The 18,727-nt window shown below is 43.0% G+C and carries 15 protein-coding genes; 10 read left to right on the top strand and 5 right to left on the bottom strand.

What is annotated here, in order from left to right; genetic code table 11:
• Nucleotides 1–33 precede the first annotated feature (33 nt).
• The 5 genes from ACFQ1M_RS14165 to ACFQ1M_RS14145 all read left to right on the top strand — a co-directional run bounded on the left by ACFQ1M_RS14165 (nt 34) and on the right by ACFQ1M_RS14145 (nt 4,491).
• Nucleotides 34–993 carry an OmpA family protein gene (locus tag ACFQ1M_RS14165; RefSeq protein ID WP_386409319.1) on the top strand — a complete coding sequence of 320 codons (960 nt, stop codon included), beginning with the start codon at nt 34–36 and terminating at the stop codon, nt 991–993.
• 165 nt (nt 994–1,158) lie between these two features.
• A complete protein-coding gene (locus ACFQ1M_RS14160) occupies nt 1,159–2,199 on the top strand; it encodes an NADP(H)-dependent aldo-keto reductase (RefSeq protein WP_386409317.1) in 1,041 nt (346 codons plus the stop codon).
• Between the two features lie 238 nt (nt 2,200–2,437).
• Nucleotides 2,438–3,043, top strand: a complete 606-nt coding sequence (locus ACFQ1M_RS14155; protein WP_386409315.1) for a hypothetical protein — start codon at nt 2,438–2,440, stop codon at nt 3,041–3,043.
• Between the two features lie 18 nt (nt 3,044–3,061).
• A complete protein-coding gene (locus ACFQ1M_RS14150) occupies nt 3,062–3,442 on the top strand; it encodes a hypothetical protein (protein WP_386409313.1) in 381 nt (126 codons plus the stop codon).
• 122 nt (nt 3,443–3,564) lie between these two features.
• Nucleotides 3,565–4,491 carry a hypothetical protein gene (locus tag ACFQ1M_RS14145; protein WP_386409311.1) on the top strand — a complete coding sequence of 309 codons (927 nt, stop codon included), beginning with the start codon at nt 3,565–3,567 and terminating at the stop codon, nt 4,489–4,491.
• 42 nt (nt 4,492–4,533) lie between these two features.
• On the opposite strand, the gene radA is transcribed toward ACFQ1M_RS14145, so the two are convergent.
• From radA to panC, 5 genes are all read right to left on the bottom strand, one after another.
• Nucleotides 4,534–5,895 carry a DNA repair protein RadA gene (gene radA / locus ACFQ1M_RS14140; protein WP_386409309.1) on the bottom strand — a complete coding sequence of 454 codons (1,362 nt, stop codon included), beginning with the start codon at nt 5,893–5,895 and terminating at the stop codon, nt 4,534–4,536.
• Nucleotides 5,896–5,987: 92 nt separating this feature from the next.
• Nucleotides 5,988–7,139, bottom strand: coding sequence for an alpha/beta hydrolase (locus tag ACFQ1M_RS14135; RefSeq protein ID WP_386409307.1), 1,152 nt, complete (start codon nt 7,137–7,139; stop codon nt 5,988–5,990).
• A gap of 110 nt (nt 7,140–7,249) precedes the next feature.
• Nucleotides 7,250–8,218, bottom strand: a complete 969-nt coding sequence (locus tag ACFQ1M_RS14130) for a lysylphosphatidylglycerol synthase transmembrane domain-containing protein (protein WP_386409305.1) — start codon at nt 8,216–8,218, stop codon at nt 7,250–7,252.
• A gap of 10 nt (nt 8,219–8,228) precedes the next feature.
• Complete coding sequence (panD, locus tag ACFQ1M_RS14125) at nt 8,229–8,579, bottom strand: aspartate 1-decarboxylase (RefSeq protein WP_386409303.1); 351 nt, start codon at nt 8,577–8,579, stop codon at nt 8,229–8,231.
• Nucleotides 8,580–8,592: 13 nt separating this feature from the next.
• Nucleotides 8,593–9,441, bottom strand: a complete 849-nt coding sequence (gene panC, locus ACFQ1M_RS14120; protein WP_386409302.1) for a pantoate--beta-alanine ligase — start codon at nt 9,439–9,441, stop codon at nt 8,593–8,595.
• A gap of 105 nt (nt 9,442–9,546) precedes the next feature.
• On the opposite strand from panC, the gene ACFQ1M_RS14115 reads away from it, so the two are divergent.
• The 5 genes from ACFQ1M_RS14115 (at nt 9,547) to ACFQ1M_RS14095 (ending at nt 18,627) form a co-directional block, all read left to right on the top strand.
• Nucleotides 9,547–10,356 (top strand): glycogen/starch synthase, encoded by an 810-nt coding sequence (locus ACFQ1M_RS14115; protein ID WP_386409300.1) that lies wholly within the window; start codon nt 9,547–9,549, stop codon nt 10,354–10,356.
• Between the two features lie 22 nt (nt 10,357–10,378).
• Nucleotides 10,379–12,403: a DUF4270 family protein gene (locus ACFQ1M_RS14110; RefSeq protein ID WP_386409298.1), complete on the top strand. Its 2,025-nt coding sequence runs from the start codon at nt 10,379–10,381 to the stop codon at nt 12,401–12,403.
• A gap of 18 nt (nt 12,404–12,421) precedes the next feature.
• Nucleotides 12,422–14,269: a glutamine--fructose-6-phosphate transaminase (isomerizing) gene (gene glmS, locus ACFQ1M_RS14105; protein WP_386409296.1), complete on the top strand. Its 1,848-nt coding sequence runs from the start codon at nt 12,422–12,424 to the stop codon at nt 14,267–14,269.
• 81 nt (nt 14,270–14,350) lie between these two features.
• Nucleotides 14,351–17,101: a TonB-dependent receptor gene (locus ACFQ1M_RS14100; RefSeq protein WP_386409294.1), complete on the top strand. Its 2,751-nt coding sequence runs from the start codon at nt 14,351–14,353 to the stop codon at nt 17,099–17,101.
• A gap of 29 nt (nt 17,102–17,130) precedes the next feature.
• Nucleotides 17,131–18,627 carry a G-D-S-L family lipolytic protein gene (locus tag ACFQ1M_RS14095; protein WP_386409292.1) on the top strand — a complete coding sequence of 499 codons (1,497 nt, stop codon included), beginning with the start codon at nt 17,131–17,133 and terminating at the stop codon, nt 18,625–18,627.
• Nucleotides 18,628–18,727 lie beyond the last annotated feature (100 nt).

Below are 18,727 nucleotides of genomic sequence, written 5' to 3'. Positions count from 1 at the left end.
TACATAATAATAACAACACTAAAGCACTTGAACATGATCAAAAAAGCATTGGCAGCAGGACTTGTCCTTACCTTAGCAACCTCTTGCGTATCCTCTAAAGTTTATAAGGACCTTGAAGATCGATATGCCCAAGTAAAAAAGGAGCGAAATGACCTTCGAGATGAAAACGATGCCTTGAGTAGTGCCAAAGAAAAGCTAGAAAGCGATTTAGCAAACCTTCAGCAGCAATATGATGAAGCAGTTGCCGCCAGGGACAAATACCAACGCGATTATGATGCGGCGAAGAAGAATCTCGAAAATCTTCAAGCGTCCTACAATGCCCTAGAAAAGAACAGCAGCGCCGCTATTGCAGCCAATTCTAAGAAGAATAGAGAACTGCTGGCCCAGCTTGAAGCAAAACAAGAAGCCTTGAAAGCTGAAAACGCTCGTTTGGCGCAACTTCAAAGAGAATTGGACGCACGTTCCAAACGTGTAAATGAGTTGGAAGGTGCCTTGGCTGCTAAAGAAGCTGCTATGAAAAAATTGAAGGATGCCATCTCTAAAGCATTGCTAGATTTTGAAGGCAAAGGACTTACGGTTGAACAGCGCGACGGAAAGGTCTATGTCTCCATGGAAAATAAATTGCTCTTCGAATCTGGAAGCTGGTACGTTGGCGCCGAAGGAAGGAAAGCCGTGATGCAGTTGGGAAAGGTCTTGGCACAGAATCCAGATATCGCTGTACTGATCGAAGGACATACCGATGATGACCCATACAAGGGAAGTGATCAACTCACTGGGAATTGGGACCTTTCGGCAAAACGCGCTACGGCCATCGTAAACATTTTGATGGAGAATCCTAATATCAAACCCAACAATTTAACGGCTGCAGGTAGAAGCGAGTACGAACCTGTGAGCACCAATGAGACCAAGGAGGGTAAAGCCAGAAATCGCCGTATAGAGGTGATCCTTACCCCAAAACTGGATGAGGTTACCAAGATCTTGAATCAGATATAAAGCCCTCACCCCCAGCCCCTCTCCCAGAAGGAGATGGTAGCTTTCGTCTTGCCCATGACAACGCAAAAAATCGTATCTTTATAAACCTCGTAAGCATATAAAAAAGCTTACGAGGTTTTTATTGCCTAACTAAAAAATTGCAAAAAAAAAGAAACCAACACACACATGAAGTACACTACGTTACCACATACCGATATTAAGGTGAGTAAGATATGCCTGGGCACCATGACCTGGGGGGAGCAGAATACCGAAGCTGAGGGTCATGAGCAGATGGACTATGCCGTAGACCAAGGCATCAATTTCTTTGACACTGCAGAATTGTATTCGGTACCCGCAAGACCTGAGACCTCTGGGTCTACCGAGACCATCATCGGTAATTGGTTTAAGAAGACTGGAAAACGCGACCAGATCGTTTTGGCGACCAAGATCGCAGGTCCTGGACCGTATACAGCGCATATCCGAACCGATGGATATGCAAAACATGAGATCGAGGACGCTATCGATAAGAGTTTGAAGCGGCTTCAAACCGATTATATTGATCTCTACCAATTGCATTGGCCGGAGCGCAATACCAATTATTTTGGGAAGCGTGATTATCAACATGACAAAAGCGAACAATGGGAAGACAATTTCAACGAAGTGCTTCGCACATTGGACGAAGCCGTAAAAAGCGGAAAAATCCGTCATGTAGGCTTATCTAACGAAGTGCCATGGGGCGTGATGCGCTTTTTAGAGGAGAGCAAAAATCACAACCTGCCACGAATGATCACCATTCAAAATCCATATTCCTTGCTTAATCGCACTTTTGAGGGAGGCAATGCCGAGGTTTCCATGCGTGAAGGCATTGGCCTCTTGCCCTATTCACCACTTGGTGGCGGCACCTTAAGCGGAAAATATTTGGGTGGAAAGAAGCCCCCAAAAGCTAGAGGTACATTGTTCCCTAATTTTATTGCACGTTACAAAAGCGATGCAACTGTTTTGGCCATTGAGCGCTATGCTGCATTGGCCTCAACGCATGGGTTGTCCCTTGCTCAAATGGCCTTGGCCTTTGTCAATGACCGTCCCTTCACGACCAGTAATATCATTGGTGCGACCACCATGGAACAGCTAAAGGAGAATATCGACAGCATCAATATAACACTGAGCGAGGAAGTGATGAAAGGCATTGAGAAGATACATTCGGAGATCCCGAATCCTGCACCTTGATTCGGTTGTCAGTTATCCGTTTTTGATTTAAAGTTTAATATTTTATCGACGGTTGTCACTTCGAGTGTTTTCTTTCGATAGAATTGAAAAAGAAAATGTATCGAGAAGCGACATGACGCTCGAACTGGTTTCCTGATCAGAACTACAGGAAAACCGCAGTATGGTTTTAGGGAAATAATGGTATTTTCGGCGAAATGATTCGATCGACCAGCAGAAAGGTATAAAGTGGATTTAAAAAATGGAAAAAACCAAACTTTGGAAATTATCTGAGTCGAGATCTGATAAGATCATAGCACTCAAGGACAATTATATTTATAAAGGGACGCCTAAAAACGATCGGCAACTGAATATTACAGAAGAGACCGATTTCAATACAGTTGAAGGATTATTCCCGATACCGTATTCTTATATCAAAAAAGTCATCAATCAAGAGGGGATTCGTCACATAAAGATCCTTTTCGGCAATGATTCGGAGGAAGAGCTAAACATCGAAAATGAAGTTCTCAAAAATGAGATATTTGAATCTCTTCAGGACGAACTCCCAAATCTGAATTATAAATCGGAAGTGCCAAGTATTTTTAAATATGCGAAGCCTCAAATTTTTGCACTGCTGATTACCACGGGAATTTTTTTATGGGCATTATACTATGCTGTTCAGATCTCCGACGGAGCTAGGTATGAATTAGTTGGCGGACGCCCTGGATTGGCAGGAATCGTTTTGAGTATCGCTAGTGTTGGAATGCCCAAGTTGATTATCGGATATTGTGTCATGGCAGGAGTCACGGCTATAGCACTCGTAAGAAGACTAAAAACAAGAACAGCAATGCAAATCCTTTATCGATAAGTAAAATAAAAGCTGGCATTGAATCCAAAACAACTCTTTTTAATCGACGGTTTGGGAGCGCTGCTCTCCGCTTTTCTATTGGGGGTGGTGTTGGTTCGCTATGAAGAATTCTTTGGGATTCCGCATCAAACACTTTATTTCTTGGCGCTCTTTCCGTGTCTTTTCGCTCTCTACGATCTTTACTGCTACCGAGGCAAAAGGAAAGATTTAGGACCATTTTTACGAGGGATAGGAATAGCCAATATTTTATATTGCGGACTGTCTCTTGGACTTGCCTTTTATCACGGTGAAGCACTAACTTATTTCGGTTGGACTTATATTATCATTGAAATTATGGTCGTTATTACACTGGCTGTTTTAGAACTCAAGGTGGCGCGTAAAGCGATTCGATCAATCTAATTCAAAGCCCTTGCCTAATTGAAAAGGAGCAATCGCACGCTAAATCGGTTACTATACTCGTTATAAGTTATCTTAGTCATTTTCCATTGTTACCTTCGTGATGAACCACTAATACTGAAGAAATGAAAAGAGCTCTGTTACTAGTCTTGTTATTAGGTTTCTCATACAGTTTTGCCGAAACCTATCCTATTTCACCAAGACCTCTGCGAAAACTGATCAAAGAATCCGAATACATTGTCATCGCGAAAGTCTCAGAGATCAGCAGTGTTGAAGAAAGCGATATTTGGGCCAGCGCCAATGCTCATCTGAAAATTTCTGAAACGCTTCAAGGAACTATCGATTCGGAAATCATCCAAGTATCCTTTAATCCAGGTCTGGTGTGTCCAGCGCCAGCAAACTATCCCAAAGGGAAGACTGTAATCGCCTTTCTCGATAAGGATAAAGAAGGTGGATATACCACACATGCCCTAAGCTATGGGACAAAGGTCGTGGACGAAACTGGGATTGCCATATATAGGGCAAGAATACTCGAAATGCAAGAGATTCAAAAAATTAAGAACAAAAGAATGCGCCGCGAAGCAACGCTAGATTGGTTGGTTTCTTGTATTGTTGAACCTGTAACGCGTTGGGAAGGAACCTATGAGCTCTCACCGGAAAGTGACTTCATGTCTTTTTATGACAGAAGTAAAGATGATGGGGAAATATTTTATCTGCTCAGTAAAGACCAACAAAAGAAGATAAAAAAAGCCCTCTACGAGACCGAAGTACTAGAATATTCGGACATTGGGCTTATCGATATGGTAATGACACAGCAAGATGAAGAATTGGACCGATTCTTGGTGACCAAATTTAAAGCGATGTTTGAAAAGAATGACGATAGCGATCAGATCTGGATGGCGGGATTCTTTATGTATCGCATCGCATACCTGAAGGATGATTCAAACCTTGAAAAAATCGCGGAAGAATTTGAAGAATATGGGGGTGTCGATTATAAGAAAGATCAGAAAAGAAAAAGAAAGCTATTAGAAGACTTTTTGTCGCACTTATAGATTTGGAATTACGACCAAGTCTAAGGCTTATAAATATGGATACTACCCAAATAAATAACTCACCAGATCCTCGATCTTGGCTATTTTTTGAACGGTGATGCCGGTATTCTTTAAAGAGATCTTGTTGTATTTGGAGACCAGGATCGTGGAAAATCCTAACTTCTCGGCTTCTAGGATGCGCTGGTCGATACGATTCACAGGACGGATCTCCCCAGAGAGCCCTACTTCCCCCGCAAAACAAAAATCCTTTTCCACAGGGATGTCCCCATTGCTCGATAAGATGGCCGCCACCACCGCCAGATCTATCGCCGTATCATCTACCGAAATTCCGCCAGTGATATTCAAAAAGACATCCTTGGCTCCTAAACGAAATCCTGCACGCTTTTCAAGCACGGCCAAGAGCATGTTCAACCGTTTGGCGTTGTAGCCCGTAGTACTGCGCTGTGGTGTTCCATAAACTGCCGTACTTACCAACGCCTGTACCTCGATCATCAAAGGTCGCATTCCTTCGAGGGTAGCACCGATGGCATTGCCGCTAAGTTCTTCATCCTTTTTGGAGATCAATATCTCGCTTGGATTGCTTACTTCTCTTAAACCGCTGCCCTGCATTTCATAAATACCCAATTCGGCTGTTGAGCCAAAACGGTTCTTTTGTGCGCGAAGGATGCGATAGACATGGTTACGGTCACCTTCAAACTGAAGGACGGTATCTACCATATGCTCCATGATCTTTGGTCCAGCAATATTACCGTCTTTGGTGATATGACCGATCAACATCACAGGTGTATTCGTTTCTTTGGCAAATTTGATCAGCTCGGTGGTGCACTCCCGAATCTGTGAGATGCTTCCAGCACTGCTTTCTATATGATCGGAATGTAAGGTTTGAATGGAATCGATGATCACCATATCGGGCTCCAAGGCCTCGATCTGCTTAAAGATATGCTGCGTTTTGGTCTCTGTAAGGATATAGCAGTTATTCTCATTAGGACTGATGCGCTCTGCACGCATCTTTATCTGTTTCTGACTTTCTTCTCCCGAAACATAGAGTACTTTATAAGGCAACTTCAAACTTATTTGAAGCAGTAACGTACTTTTTCCAATTCCGGGCTCTCCTCCGAGCAAGGTCAGAGACCCGGGCACAATACCTCCTCCAAGGACACGGTCCAGCTCCCCATCCAAGGTCTTCATCCGTGTCTCCTGGGCACTGTCGATCTCTTGGATCTTTAATGGTTTGGCCACTTTTTTGGCGCCTCCCTTTTCCGAGGCCCATGGCTTTTTCTCTTCCTTCTGAATGACCTCTTCTACAATGGTGTTCCATGCTTTGCAGGACGAACATTGCCCTTGCCATTTGGCAAACTGACTGCCACAATTTTGACAGAAAAAAGAAGTCTTGGTCTTCGCCATTATAATTCGTAGAAGTTTTAGATTGAAGTCATAAAAATAGGCATTAACTAATTAGATAGCTAATGCCTATTCGTATTAAAATTCTTTAATTTTTACCAGCCGAAGTCCGCCTTTAGGGCATCCATTCGCTGTAGCGCGAGGTCTTTGGTAATGAAGTCGATCTCTTTGAAGTTGAACGCCTTCTCATATGCTTTGAGCGCTTGTTTAGGTTCTCCAGACAATTCCAAGAACTCTGCCATAAAGAAGAATCCAAGCATGGTCTCTGGATATTCCTTCTTTCCTAAATTTCCTAAAAATTCTAAAGCCTCTAGATCATCCTTCTTTTTTGCTGCGGCATAGATCGCCATGATATCGTTGAGATTGTAAGGTTTTCTAAAACCAAAAAGTTGCTCGATCGTATTATACTTTTCAACCAGATACTCGTGTACAGGACCTTCTTGAGGCAATACTTTTTCCTTGAACTCAGCTGGGCTGATCAGTTTGTAGACATCAAAGATGTTATCAAACGCCTTGGGAATTGCATAGGAAGGCATCGAATTGTGATCGGCGCCTTCGAAAATATCAAATTTATAGACAACGTTCTCGTTCTCTACCGCACTTGCCAATTTGTTCAATTCCTTGGCGCGCTTCTTATTGTCTCTATCATCGTTTTCGGCCGTGGCCAAATAGTAGAACGTTTTGGTATCCGCCAGTTTTAACATTTCCGCTACGCGTTCTTCCATATAGGGCGCCATATCCGGGCTCAATGAGATCACACTGCTAAATACCGGTTTCTCATAGAACATGTAGTAGTTGGCGAAGTTTCCTGTAAAACCGTGCCCGATGAGCATCTTAAAAGAAGCGATCTTATATTGCTGCGCCATATAGTTCACCAATTCTTCCCCAACAAACTCAAAGAAGTCAGATCCCTTTTCGTGCGGAAGACCGTCTTCATCACTATAGTCACAGTCATCGAAACGCTCGTCTTTTGCATTTTGGTCGATCCCTACCACAATGGCATTTGGCATCTTCTTCCAATAGCTATAATACTTGACCGCTGAAACTACCGGGTCAAATAGATATTCGGCATCCATGACCACGATAAGTGGATAAGGAGTTGGTTCTTCATCAGAATAATCCTCGGGAATGTAAATACGAAGTTGACGCTCTTCGGTAAGTTTGTAGGACTCGAAAGATTCGGTGCGAACTTGGGCAATTAGGCCTGTGACCATGAAGCAGCCCAAAAGAAATAATACTCTTTTCATTTTTAGCAGTTTAGTAGGGTGATTTGGAGTGGCAATATAGAAAAATATTTAATGTGTCCATTCATAAACACACGTTAAAGTAACAGTCAACCCGTGCGATTATTGTGTTCTTATGCCTTTTTTCTATTGTATATTGGTAAAAAGAAGAACGCTAAGGCCCCAAAGACTATGACCATGGCTGTTTGAGCGGTCCACATGATCCAACCAAAGGCATCCGCTGAATCTGCATTGACCCCAAAAGCAACGAAAATACCTGAAACGGCAATTGGATAGACCCCAATTCCACCGTTGGTGGTTGTCATGGCAAATGCCCCTGCGATAAAGCCGCAGAGTATCGTTCCAATGGATAATTCGTCGATGCCGCTGATAGAAAATTTGATCACATAGAACATGGCGATATACATGGACCAAATGAAGAGCGTATGAAAAACGAAGGCACTTCGCTTTTTCATTTTAACAATGCTAGACAGACCATCGAGCAAACCGCTCAGAAACCCGCGGATCTTAATGACAATAGATGAGGTAGATCTTCTTATCAATCGTACAAATATGGCCAAGCCGGCGATACCGGCAATTAAGAAGATAATGAGATAGGTTGGGTTGAAGTTGTTTTCCTTTAGAATTTCAAGGAGTATCTCGGCTTGAAATAAAAATGCCAATGCCACAACGAGCAATAACATGATAAGGTCGATGACGCGCTCTACGACAATGGTTCCGAAGGCCTTTTCAAAAGGAATATCTTCATAGGCGGAGATCGCTGTCGCCCTAAATACTTCGCCAGACCTAGGAATTCCCAGATTGGCAAAATAGGCGATCAAAACGGTCATCACATTGTTCGCAAATTTTGGCTTATATCCGATGGGCTCAAGTAAAAAGTTCCATCGATAGGCACGCGAAAAGTGACTGAGCACACCACAGAAAAGCGAGAGTGCTACCCACCAGTAATTCGCATTCTTTATATGGTAGACCACCTGTTGTTGGTGCTCTTTGGTCATACTGCTTAGCGAGTACCAAACCAAAAAAACTCCCACGGCAAGCGGGAGAATTATCTTAAGTGATCTTTTTAGTGTTTTGCTCAAACTTTGAATGTTAGTTGAGTAGATTGGTCTCCTCGTTTGGAAAGACCAATTTGGGCTTGAACTGCTTCGCTTCTTCGATATCCATCATAGCATAGCAGATAAGGATAAGTACATCTCCTTTGGCAACTTTACGAGCCGCAGCACCGTTAAGTGTGATCTCGCCACTAGCTCTCGGACCAGGGATGGCATAAGTTTCTAGGCGCTCACCATTATTATTGTTCACGATCTGCACTTTCTCTCCTTGGATAATATTTGCAGCATCCATAAGGTCCTCGTCAATGGTAATGCTTCCGATGTAATTAAGATCGGCACCAGTTACTTTAACTCTATGGATCTTCGATTTTACAACTGTTATTTGCATGGGGCAAAGGTAATTAATTTAGGGGGATATTATCTATCAATCTAATCGCATTTGCATATGCTGCAATAAAGGCTCTGTATCGTTTTTTACTGGATTTTCGCTTCACTGTTTTCAAGGTTTCTGCGTCTGCGATCTCAAAATACTCTAGCTTTAGAAACTCGTGGCCAGCAAACTGTTTATCAACCCATTCCGATACTTCATTAGCACTTTCCGTGCCAAACTTTTCCTTCGCCTTTTTCAAGGTATCATATATAAATGAGGCATTTTCTTTATGCTCTGGCAGCAGCAGTTCGTTGCGCGAACTCATGGCCAGTCCGTTCGATTCACGAAATATGTCACATCCCACAATATTAACAGGGATCTCATATTTAGAGACCAATTTCTTAATGATCAGCAATTGTTGATAGTCTTTCTGCCCAAAATACGCGTTGTCTGGTTGTACGATCTCAAACAGTTTTGAAATCACTGTACCGACTCCGTCAAAGTGCCCTGCCCGAAACTTGCCTTCCATTTCAAACTCCAAACCATCAAAATCGAATTCAGAAGAGGTGATGTGATCGTCGTAGATGTCCTCGGCTGTTGGCGCAAAAACATGAATAACACCTTCAATCGTCCTCAGGGCCTCCAGATCTTTCGCTAGCGTGCGTGGGTAGTTAGCAAGGTCATTTTGGTTATTGAACTGAGTTGGGTTCACAAAAATACTGACAAACACCTCGTCATTTTCAGTCAATGCCTTATTAACCAATGACAGATGCCCCTTATGTAAGGCCCCCATCGTAGGCACAAAACCAATGATCCTACCTCTCGCTTTTAAGCTTGAGGTAAATTCTCGCACTGAAGCTTTTGAATCAAAAACCCTCATTCGTAAAAAATTATCAGGCTGCAAACTTAATATATTACGGTAAATCTGCATAATTTTTGTAATTTTGCATGTTTTTTTATTGCAAATAATTCAGAAACAATTTTTATGACGAATAAAAGGATCTTGTACGTATCCTCTGAAGTGATACCGTATTTGCCAGAAACCGAAATCTCATCGATGTCTTTTGAAGCACCTAGGATGGTGAACAACAAGGGCGGCCAAATACGGATCTTTATGCCAAGGTTTGGAAACATCAATGAACGACGACATCAACTGCACGAAGTGATCCGTCTTTCAGGAATGAACTTAGTGATCAACGATATGGATATGCCGTTGATCATCAAAGTAGCTTCGATCCCGAAAGAACGCATGCAGGTATACTTTATAGACAATGAGGAGTATTTTAAGCGAAAGGCTACTCTGACCGATGAGGACGGAAATCTTTTCCCTGACAACGACGAACGTGCGATCTTCTTTGCGAAGGGTGTCGTTGAAACTGTGAAGAAACTAAATTGGGCGCCAGATATTATTCACGTCCATGGCTGGATGGCATCACTATTGCCTCTTTATCTAAAAAAATACTACGGTGACGAACCACTCTTCGCAGAGAGTAAGATCGTCACCTCGGTATATGAAAGCGATTTTGAGGATACTCTAGACAAAGAGATGCACAATAAAATACTCTTTGACAAGATCGACGAAGAAAGTGTGGCTATCTTGGATAAACCTACGTATGACAACATCATGAAAGTAGCTATTGACCACTCCGATGGCGTTATTGTGGCTACTGAAAATCTTACAAAAGAGTTAAAAGAGCATGTTGCTAATACTGAAAAACCTACCTTGCCGTTTGTTCCTAAAGAAGAGTTTGCCGAGGCATATCTCGACTTTTACAACGAATTGATCTCTGAGTAGTATTCAAACCAAAAATTATCTGATGAACATAACAAAGCGTAGCCCATTTTTATACGTATTGATATTTCTATTTGTCACTGTATTTATAGCTTGCGAAAAAGATTTTAATAACCTTGCCGTAGAAGGGGTCACCAATCAGAACTTTGTGACTGACACCCTTTTTATCGACGTTTCTACATTTAACAGACAATTGCAGGCAATAAGAACTGATGTGCTTCCTGTCTATAAATTGGGAAAGATCAGTGATCCGATCTACAATAGTTCAAATACCTCCATTGCCGCTCAACTTTCTCTTCCAACATCCTTTACCAGCACTATTACACGTAGATTTGGTGAATTGACGCAAGAACAGGAAGAAGAGAATTTGGCATTCTTCAATTCGCTAACTCCACAACAGCAGATGGACACGGTGATCGTGACTGACGAACGTGAACGTATCACCGAGGTATATCTCGAAATTCCTTATTTCAGCAATGCAAAAGGGGATGCAGACAATGACGGAGCTCCTGATGAGATTGAGGAAAATGCTGGATTGTCAGACCCGAGTGTTGCAGACCCGGACAGTGACGGGGATGGTGTGATCGATCCTTTGGATGATGTTTCTCCTTTCGGTGATGATTTTGATGGCGACGGAGTTCCCAACGGCGAGGAAGAAGCTGGCGAAAGTCCTTATCTGGCAGATTCTGACGGTGACGGTATTCTCGATGGCGTTGACGATATCAATAATGTGAGTCGTGTTCCACAGAAATATACGCTCGACTCCGTATTTGGAAATCGAAATGCCAATGTAACCTTTAGGGTGAACAAATTGGAGACCTATTTAAGAGACCTGGACCCAAATTCGGATTTTCAAACAGCCCAAGAATATTTTTCCACCTTTCAGCCCCTGGAAGGCACAAATTATTTTAACGATCTATTACCTGACCCTGCCATTAGCGACTTTGATATCGTAACGGTCACTACCGAAGACGATATGATGACCGAAGAGGACGAGACCGTCGTAGAGCGACTTACTCCGAGACTACGCGTAAAGCTAAACGTGGATGCGGTCTCGGCTGGGAATATATTTACTTCTACCAATGATTTTCAAAACGATATCATTAATTTGGAAGGCGGCGATGAGTTGTTTAACAACAATAACTTTAGAGAACACTTTAGGGGCATCACTTTTGGTTTTGACACCCCAGAGGATATTCTGGTTTATTTTAACATCACCCAGGCGAGAGTCGTTATCAAGTATGAATATGACAATGCGGAAATAAACGACAACAATACCCCAGACGACGACACAGATGATTTCCTGGAGCCTGTTACAAAGGACGGAGAGGCTATATTTCCACTCAGCGGAAAAGTAGTGAATCTATATAACAATGACGCTTACACAGGATTGAACCTGCAAGAAGGCACATCTGCCCAAAGACTATATCTTAGAGGAGGAGAAGGAATCTTTACAGAGATCCAACTATTTGATCCCATTGATTCTAATCCCTTGAGTTTGCAATCTATCCGAGATAGCTTGGCAACAAATAATTGGGTCATCAATGAGGCAAGGCTCATCGCTTATGTCGATCAGGATGAAATTGCTACATTTCTTACCGGCACTCAAACTTTTGACGAAGCCAATAGAATCTATTTATACAATTTGCAAACTGGCGGCCCGTTGTTTGATTATTTTACAGACACCTCTTTTGGAGGAAGTGATGGAGACATTAAAAGTGTTTATGGCGGAGTGCTAGAGAGAGATGACAATGAACTTGGGGTAAAGTATCAAATACGACTTACAGATCACGTTAAGAATATAGTCGATAACGACTCTACCAATGTTCATTTAGGACTGGCGATCACTTCTAGTATCAATGAGGCGCGCTCGGCAAGCGCTATGTCAGGGCCCGATATGAGCACCACCACTCAAGAAAGACTTGCGATAGGAAGTATCATTAGTCGCAAGGGTACCATTCTATTTGGTGGAACAGAAGTGCCTGGACAAGAAGATAAAAAAATGCAATTGCGCATTATCTATACAGACCCCAACAAACAGGACAATTAAAAATCATACCTTTATACTATGTGCGGAATTGTAGGATACATTGGACACCGAGATGCATACCCTATCCTTATCAAAGGATTGAAGCGTCTGGAATATCGTGGCTACGATAGTGCTGGGATTGCATTATTTGATGGTAGCGATATTCAGCTTTCTAAGACCAAAGGCAAAGTTTCGGATTTGGAGGAAAGAGCCAATGCTGAAATCTCTAAGAACGGTTCTTTAGGTATTGGACATACGCGATGGGCCACACACGGTGTTCCCAACGATATCAATTCGCACCCACATTATTCTAGCTCTGGAGATCTCGTGATCATTCACAATGGCATCATAGAAAACTATGACTCCATTAAAAAAGAATTGATCAACAGAGGCTACACCTTTAAATCTGATACCGATACCGAAGTATTGGTCAACCTTATCGAGGATGTAAAGAAAAATGAAGGCGTAAAGCTTGGCAAGGCCGTACAGATCGCTCTCAATCAGGTCATCGGGGCGTATGCCATTGCCGTATTTGACAAGAGCAAACCAGACGAGATCGTCGTTGCTCGACTTGGCAGCCCGTTGGCCATAGGAATTGGTGAGGATGAATTCTTTATCGCCTCTGATGCAACACCCTTTATAGAATACACCAATAAGACCATTTATTTGGAAGACGAGGAAATGGCCATTGTTCGTATCGGTAAAAAAGTAAAGATCCGTAAGATCCACGATGATTCACTGGTTGATCCCTATATTCAGGAATTACAACTGAATCTAGAACAAATTGAAAAGGGTGGCTATGATCATTTTATGCTCAAGGAAATATACGAACAACCCGATGCCATTGTCGACACCTATCGAGGACGTTTACTGGTTGATGAAGGTATTATACGCATGGCCGGTGTTGATGATAATATTGAGAAATTTCTGAACGCCAACCGCATCATTATTGTTGCATGCGGAACATCTTGGCACGCAGGTCTGGTGGCAGAGTATATTTTCGAAGAATTTGCACGAATACCCGTTGAGGTAGAATACGCCTCCGAATTTAGATATAGAAACCCGGTCATTAACGAGAAAGATGTCGTCATCGCCATTTCACAATCTGGAGAGACCGCAGATACCCTCGCGGCTATTAAGCTGGCCAAAGAAAACGGTGCGTTTGTATTCGGGGTCTGTAATGTAGTTGGTTCCTCTATTGCTAGGGAAACCGATGCAGGAGCCTATACCCATGCTGGTCCAGAAATAGGTGTCGCCTCTACAAAGGCATTCACGACACAAATAACAGTGCTATCGTTGATCGCCCTTACCTTGGCCAAAGCCAAAGGCAAACTCAGCAAATCCGATTATCACCTCTATCTCAACGAGCTCGAATTAATTCCGAAAAAAGTGCTGAAGGCCCTTACTGCCAATGAGCATATCATAAAAATTTCGGAAACCTATAAGGACGCAAGTAATTTTCTGTATTTAGGAAGGGGGTTCAACTTCCCTGTTGCGCTGGAAGGTGCCTTAAAGCTTAAAGAGATCTCTTATATTCATGCCGAAGGATATCCCGCTGCGGAAATGAAGCATGGCCCCATTGCGCTGATCGACGAACAAATGCCCGTAGTGGTGATCGCAACCAAAAAAGGCCATTATGAAAAAGTAGTGAGCAATATCCAAGAGATCAAATCGAGGCATGGTAAGATCATCGCCGTAGTTACCGAAGGTGATATCATGGTGAGTGAGCTTGCCGATCATGTGATCGAAGTACCTGAAACGGTCGAAGCATTCACTCCTTTGTTAACTACAATTCCTTTGCAACTTTTATCATATCACATCGCTGTGATGCGCAATTGTAATGTGGACCAACCAAGAAATTTGGCAAAGTCTGTTACAGTAGAATAAGAAATCTTCATTTTTCCTATGGTCTTTGTAGGGAATCGGCAAAAAAGTGTATATTGTTGGCGTTATTTAACCAAATGAACAATGAGAACAATTTTATGCCTTTTTTCCATGCTTTTGAGCATGAGCGCCTTTGCGCAGACTACAATCACCGGAAAAGTCATAGACGATAACAACAACCCCATTCCAGGAGCCAATATAGTGGTGAAAGGAACTGCTACAGGTGCTGTTACTGACTTTGATGGAGAGTTTACATTAACAACCGATCAGTCACCTCCTTTTACGGTCGTGGTCTCAAGTATCGGTTTTGCTTCTACGGAAGCCTCGGTCTCTTCAAACAACGAACGTATCGAAGTTCAATTGAATGAGGAAGAGACCCTTTTAGAGGAAATCGTTATTTCTGCCTCTAGAACCCCAGAGCGTATTTTTGAATCCCCAGTGACCGTAGAACGTTTCGGTATCAAGGATATTAAAAATACTGCCTCTTCAGACTTCTATGACGGTCTGGAAAATTTGAAAGGTGTTGATATCAACACGAACAGTTTGACCTTTAAGTCGATCAACACCAGAGGATTTGCCACATTTGCAAACACCCGTTTTATGCAGTTGGTAGACGGAATGGACAATTCTTCACCCGCCTTGAACTTCCCGCTAGGAAACCTTTTAGGAATGACGGATGTGGATGTTCAAAGTATCGAGTTACTGCCTGGTGCCGCTTCTGCCCTTTACGGTGCAAACGCATTTAACGGAATTCTCTTTATGAGAAGTAAGGATCCGTTCACCTACCAAGGCTTAAGTGGCTATGTGAAAACAGGAATCACCTCGCAAGATGCTGCTGGAGAAAATGATTATATCGATTTTGGTATAAGAGCAGCACGCGCGTTTAGTGATAAATTTGCCCTGAAGTTAAACTTTGGCTACTTGAGAGGTACCGATTGGTGGGCAGATAACCAAGCCGATAAAACTGGCCGTGGTGAAAGCAGAGCAGCTTTAGAAGCTAACGGTATCTATAACTTTGATGGAACCAATATCTATGGTGATGAGGTTGCAACCAATATCAGGGCTGCATCTGGCGGACTTGGTATTATCCCAGACATTGAGGTAAGTAGAACAGGTTATGCAGAAAAGGACCTAACCAACTACAATGCAGAAAGCGTTAAGTTTGATTATGCTCTTCATTACAAGCCATGGGCCAACGATCTTGAGTTGATCTACCAAGGGAAGGTCGGTACTGGTACCACCATCTATCAAGGAGCCAACCGTTATTCGGTGAAGGATTTCTTCCAGCAACAACACAAACTCGAAGTAAGAAACGATAATTTCTTTGTTAGAGGTTATTTGGTAGCTGACAAAGCTGGAAATTCTTATGACATGGTATTCACCGGTATCAATATTAACAGACAATGGAAATCAGATCAGCAATGGTTTGGAGAATATATCGGGACCTATGCGGCGCAAACTTTCGCTGGGGCCACAGAAGCCGAAGCACATGCTGCCGCAAGAGCGGTCGCAGACACCGGAAGGTTTGAGCCTGGCTCTCCTGAGTTTCAGTCAGCATTTAACCGGGTGACCAATGATCCAGACCTTACCACTGGTTCAAAGTTCCAGGATCAATCCAAATTCTATCATGCTGATGTCAACTATAACTTCTCTCATATCACAAGCGAGTTTGCAGACATTCAGGTAGGTGGGTCTTTCAGAAGATACGAACTGAATTCTGAAGGAACTATTTATACCGATGCGGATGGTCCAATCTCCTATTCAGAGTTCGGTGCCTACACGCAGATCCAAAAGAAATTGGCTGATGAGCGTTTAAAGTTGACCGGGTCTGTTCGTTTCGATAAATCAGAGCTTTTTGACGGCTTTTTCTCACCAAGACTATCGGTGGGTTATACCGCTGGCGAGAACAGAAACCACAATATTCGCGGGTCTGTTCAAACAGGTTTCAGAAACCCGACAACACAAGATCTTTATATCGGCCTAGATGTAGGTAGAGCCATTTTGATCGGTTCAGCAGAAGACAATCTAGATAGAGACGTTAGAACCTATGATGTTAGCAGTGTTGCTCAATTGACCTTAGGTCAGCCAGCTACCGTAGATATCGCAGGTAGAGCGGCTTATGAAAATTCCTTCGATGCAGCTTCTGTATCAAATGGAACCTTCCAAGCCTCTAGTGTGGATATTGTGAAGCCCGAACAAGTGACCTCTTATGAAGTTGGATATCGTGGTAAGTTCGAAAATTTTGTCGTGGACCTAAGTGCCTATTATAACCAGTACACCGATTTCATCTCTAATGAAAATGTGGTAGTACCTTTATATGGACAGGTGGGAGATAATTCGCTTTCCTTGGCGGCACTACAGAATGGAGATTTTCAGGTGTATCAAACGTATACGAACTCGGATGCTGATATTAACTCTTATGGAGGTTCGGTATCCGTCAATGCTAAAGTACTGGGAGATTTCGACCTTGGTTTGAACTATACCTATGCAAAACTTGATTTTGACCAAGCTTCAGACCCTGGTTTTAGACCAAACTTCAACACCCCAGAGCATAAGTTCAAGGCGTCTTTTGGGAATACCGACCTTTTCCAGAACTTTGGATTCAATGTCGCATGGAGATGGAGTGATGCTTACTTCTGGCAAGCAACCTTTGGCGATGGAGACATTCCGGCATACCATGTCCTCGATGCGCAGATCAACTTGAGAGTTCCTAAACTAAAGTCGACCTTCAAAGCTGGAGCCTCTAACCTATTGGGCGATGATTATTTCACTGCCTTCGGAACAGGTTTCATCGGTTCGCAGTATTATCTTTCTTGGACCATTAATAATCTATAAGATATTTTTACAACAATTTAGAATTAACTATGATGAAAAACTCAAAATATATATTGCTTGCATTGATGTCTTTGGGCTTCATTGCATGCGAGTCTGATGATGATGCTGGGACGACAGCAGAAGTCGAACTAACGGCTGGGGAAGCTGATTTTTCCAACTATGTCTCGCTGGGTAACTCGCTTACCGCCGGGTTTACCGATGGCGCATTGTTCATCGCGGGTCAAGAGGCTTCCTTCCCAAATATCATGGCAGAGCAATTTGCTAAAGTAGGTGGTGGATCTTTTACGCAACCGCTAATGAGTGATAATAGCGGTATAATCTTAGCAGCTGGAACACTAGTAGGTGGGCCAAGACTAATTTTTAATGGTACCGCACCTGTGCCACTTCCTGGAGCCATGGGGAGCACAGATGTTGCATTCAACAACCCTACAGGTCCATTTAACAATATGGGAATCCCTGGAGCGAAAAGCTTTCACTTAATAGCTCCTGGCTATGGTAACATCGCAGGATTATCTGCGATGCCTCCAACGGCCAATCCTTACTACGTGAGAATGACTGGGAGTACGCCCGATGCAAGAGTGATTGATTTGGCCGTAGGACAGAGTCCTTCATTCTTTTCGCTGTGGATCGGTAACAACGATGTGTTGGGTTATGCATTAAGCGGTGGCGACGGTACTGATCCTATTACTGATCAAGCAACTTTTGAGTTGGCCTACAATGCCACTATAGGTGCCCTTGTTGGGACAGGCGCGAAAGGTGTTGTGGCAAATATTCCAGATGTAACCGCCATTCCTCATTTCACTACGGTACCCCATAATCCTGTGCCACTAGATGCTGCGACCGCGACACAGCTAAACGGTGCTTACGCCGTATATAATGGAGGTTTGCAACAGGCGTTTGCAGCCTTGGCAGGAACAGGATTGTTTACTCAAGAAGAGTTGGATAGACGTACAATAAGCTTTGAGGCGGGCTCGAGTAATGCAGTGGTGATCATCGATGAAGATTTAACAGACCTAGGTGCTATTAACCCTGCGTTTGCGGCATTACCTCAAATTCGACAAGCGACTGCAGACGACCTTCTTGTGCTGCCCGCAAGCAGATTCATCGGAACCGAAGCAGTACCAGGAAATCCGCTTACCGTCAATGGTGTTGCGCTTCCCTTGGAAGACAAATGGGTGCTAACCCCAGAAGAACAAGAGGCAATCGCTACAGCCACTGCCGGATTCAATTCGACCATTAGTAGTGCCGCTTCGACCAATGGGCTTGCATTTGTTGATGCAAATACCCTATTGAATGAAATTGCTACAAATGGTTTTTCATTCGGCAATTTCACCTTTACATCAGATCTTGTAACTGGAGGGGCCTTCTCTCTTGATGGGGTTCATCCTACATCTAGAGGGTACTCGTTGATCGCAGCAGAGGCCTTAAAGGCTATTGATGTTGCATACGGATCAAACTTTGAAGAAGCTGGAGCTATTCCTAATCCGGGAGACTATCCTGTATTCTATTCTCCTGCGTTGCAGTAGACCAAAATAAAATATGATATAAGAAACCACGTCTAGTCGACGTGGTTTTTTGATTTTCTAAAAGCCCGAATGAATTCCGCTAGACCATTCAAAAATTTGT

It is taken from the genome of Sungkyunkwania multivorans, assembly GCF_042675645.1.
GTDB lineage: Bacteria > Bacteroidota > Bacteroidia > Flavobacteriales > Flavobacteriaceae > Sungkyunkwania > Sungkyunkwania multivorans.
The sequence above is the reverse complement of the archived record's forward strand: the minus strand, read 5'-3'. Positions and strand labels throughout refer to the sequence as shown.

Bases quoted from the DNA above. Each gene is read 5' to 3' on its own strand.
- panC (WP_386409302.1), bottom strand. From the start codon at position 9,441: ATGAGGGTTTTTGATTCAAAAGCTTCAGTGCGAGAATTTACCTCAAGC.
- ACFQ1M_RS14160 (WP_386409317.1), top strand. From the start codon at position 1,159: ATGAAGTACACTACGTTACCACATACCGATATTAAGGTGAGTAAGATA.
- ACFQ1M_RS14110 (WP_386409298.1), top strand. From the start codon at position 10,379: ATGAACATAACAAAGCGTAGCCCATTTTTATACGTATTGATATTTCTA.
- ACFQ1M_RS14165 (WP_386409319.1), top strand. From the start codon at position 34: ATGATCAAAAAAGCATTGGCAGCAGGACTTGTCCTTACCTTAGCAACC.
- ACFQ1M_RS14145 (WP_386409311.1), top strand. From the start codon at position 3,565: ATGAAAAGAGCTCTGTTACTAGTCTTGTTATTAGGTTTCTCATACAGT.
- radA (WP_386409309.1), bottom strand. From the start codon at position 5,895: ATGGCGAAGACCAAGACTTCTTTTTTCTGTCAAAATTGTGGCAGTCAG.
- panD (WP_386409303.1), bottom strand. From the start codon at position 8,579: ATGCAAATAACAGTTGTAAAATCGAAGATCCATAGAGTTAAAGTAACT.
- ACFQ1M_RS14135 (WP_386409307.1), bottom strand. From the start codon at position 7,139: ATGAAAAGAGTATTATTTCTTTTGGGCTGCTTCATGGTCACAGGCCTA.
- ACFQ1M_RS14115 (WP_386409300.1), top strand. From the start codon at position 9,547: ATGACGAATAAAAGGATCTTGTACGTATCCTCTGAAGTGATACCGTAT.
- ACFQ1M_RS14155 (WP_386409315.1), top strand. From the start codon at position 2,438: ATGGAAAAAACCAAACTTTGGAAATTATCTGAGTCGAGATCTGATAAG.
- ACFQ1M_RS14100 (WP_386409294.1), top strand. From the start codon at position 14,351: ATGAGAACAATTTTATGCCTTTTTTCCATGCTTTTGAGCATGAGCGCC.
- glmS (WP_386409296.1), top strand. From the start codon at position 12,422: ATGTGCGGAATTGTAGGATACATTGGACACCGAGATGCATACCCTATC.
- ACFQ1M_RS14095 (WP_386409292.1), top strand. From the start codon at position 17,131: ATGATGAAAAACTCAAAATATATATTGCTTGCATTGATGTCTTTGGGC.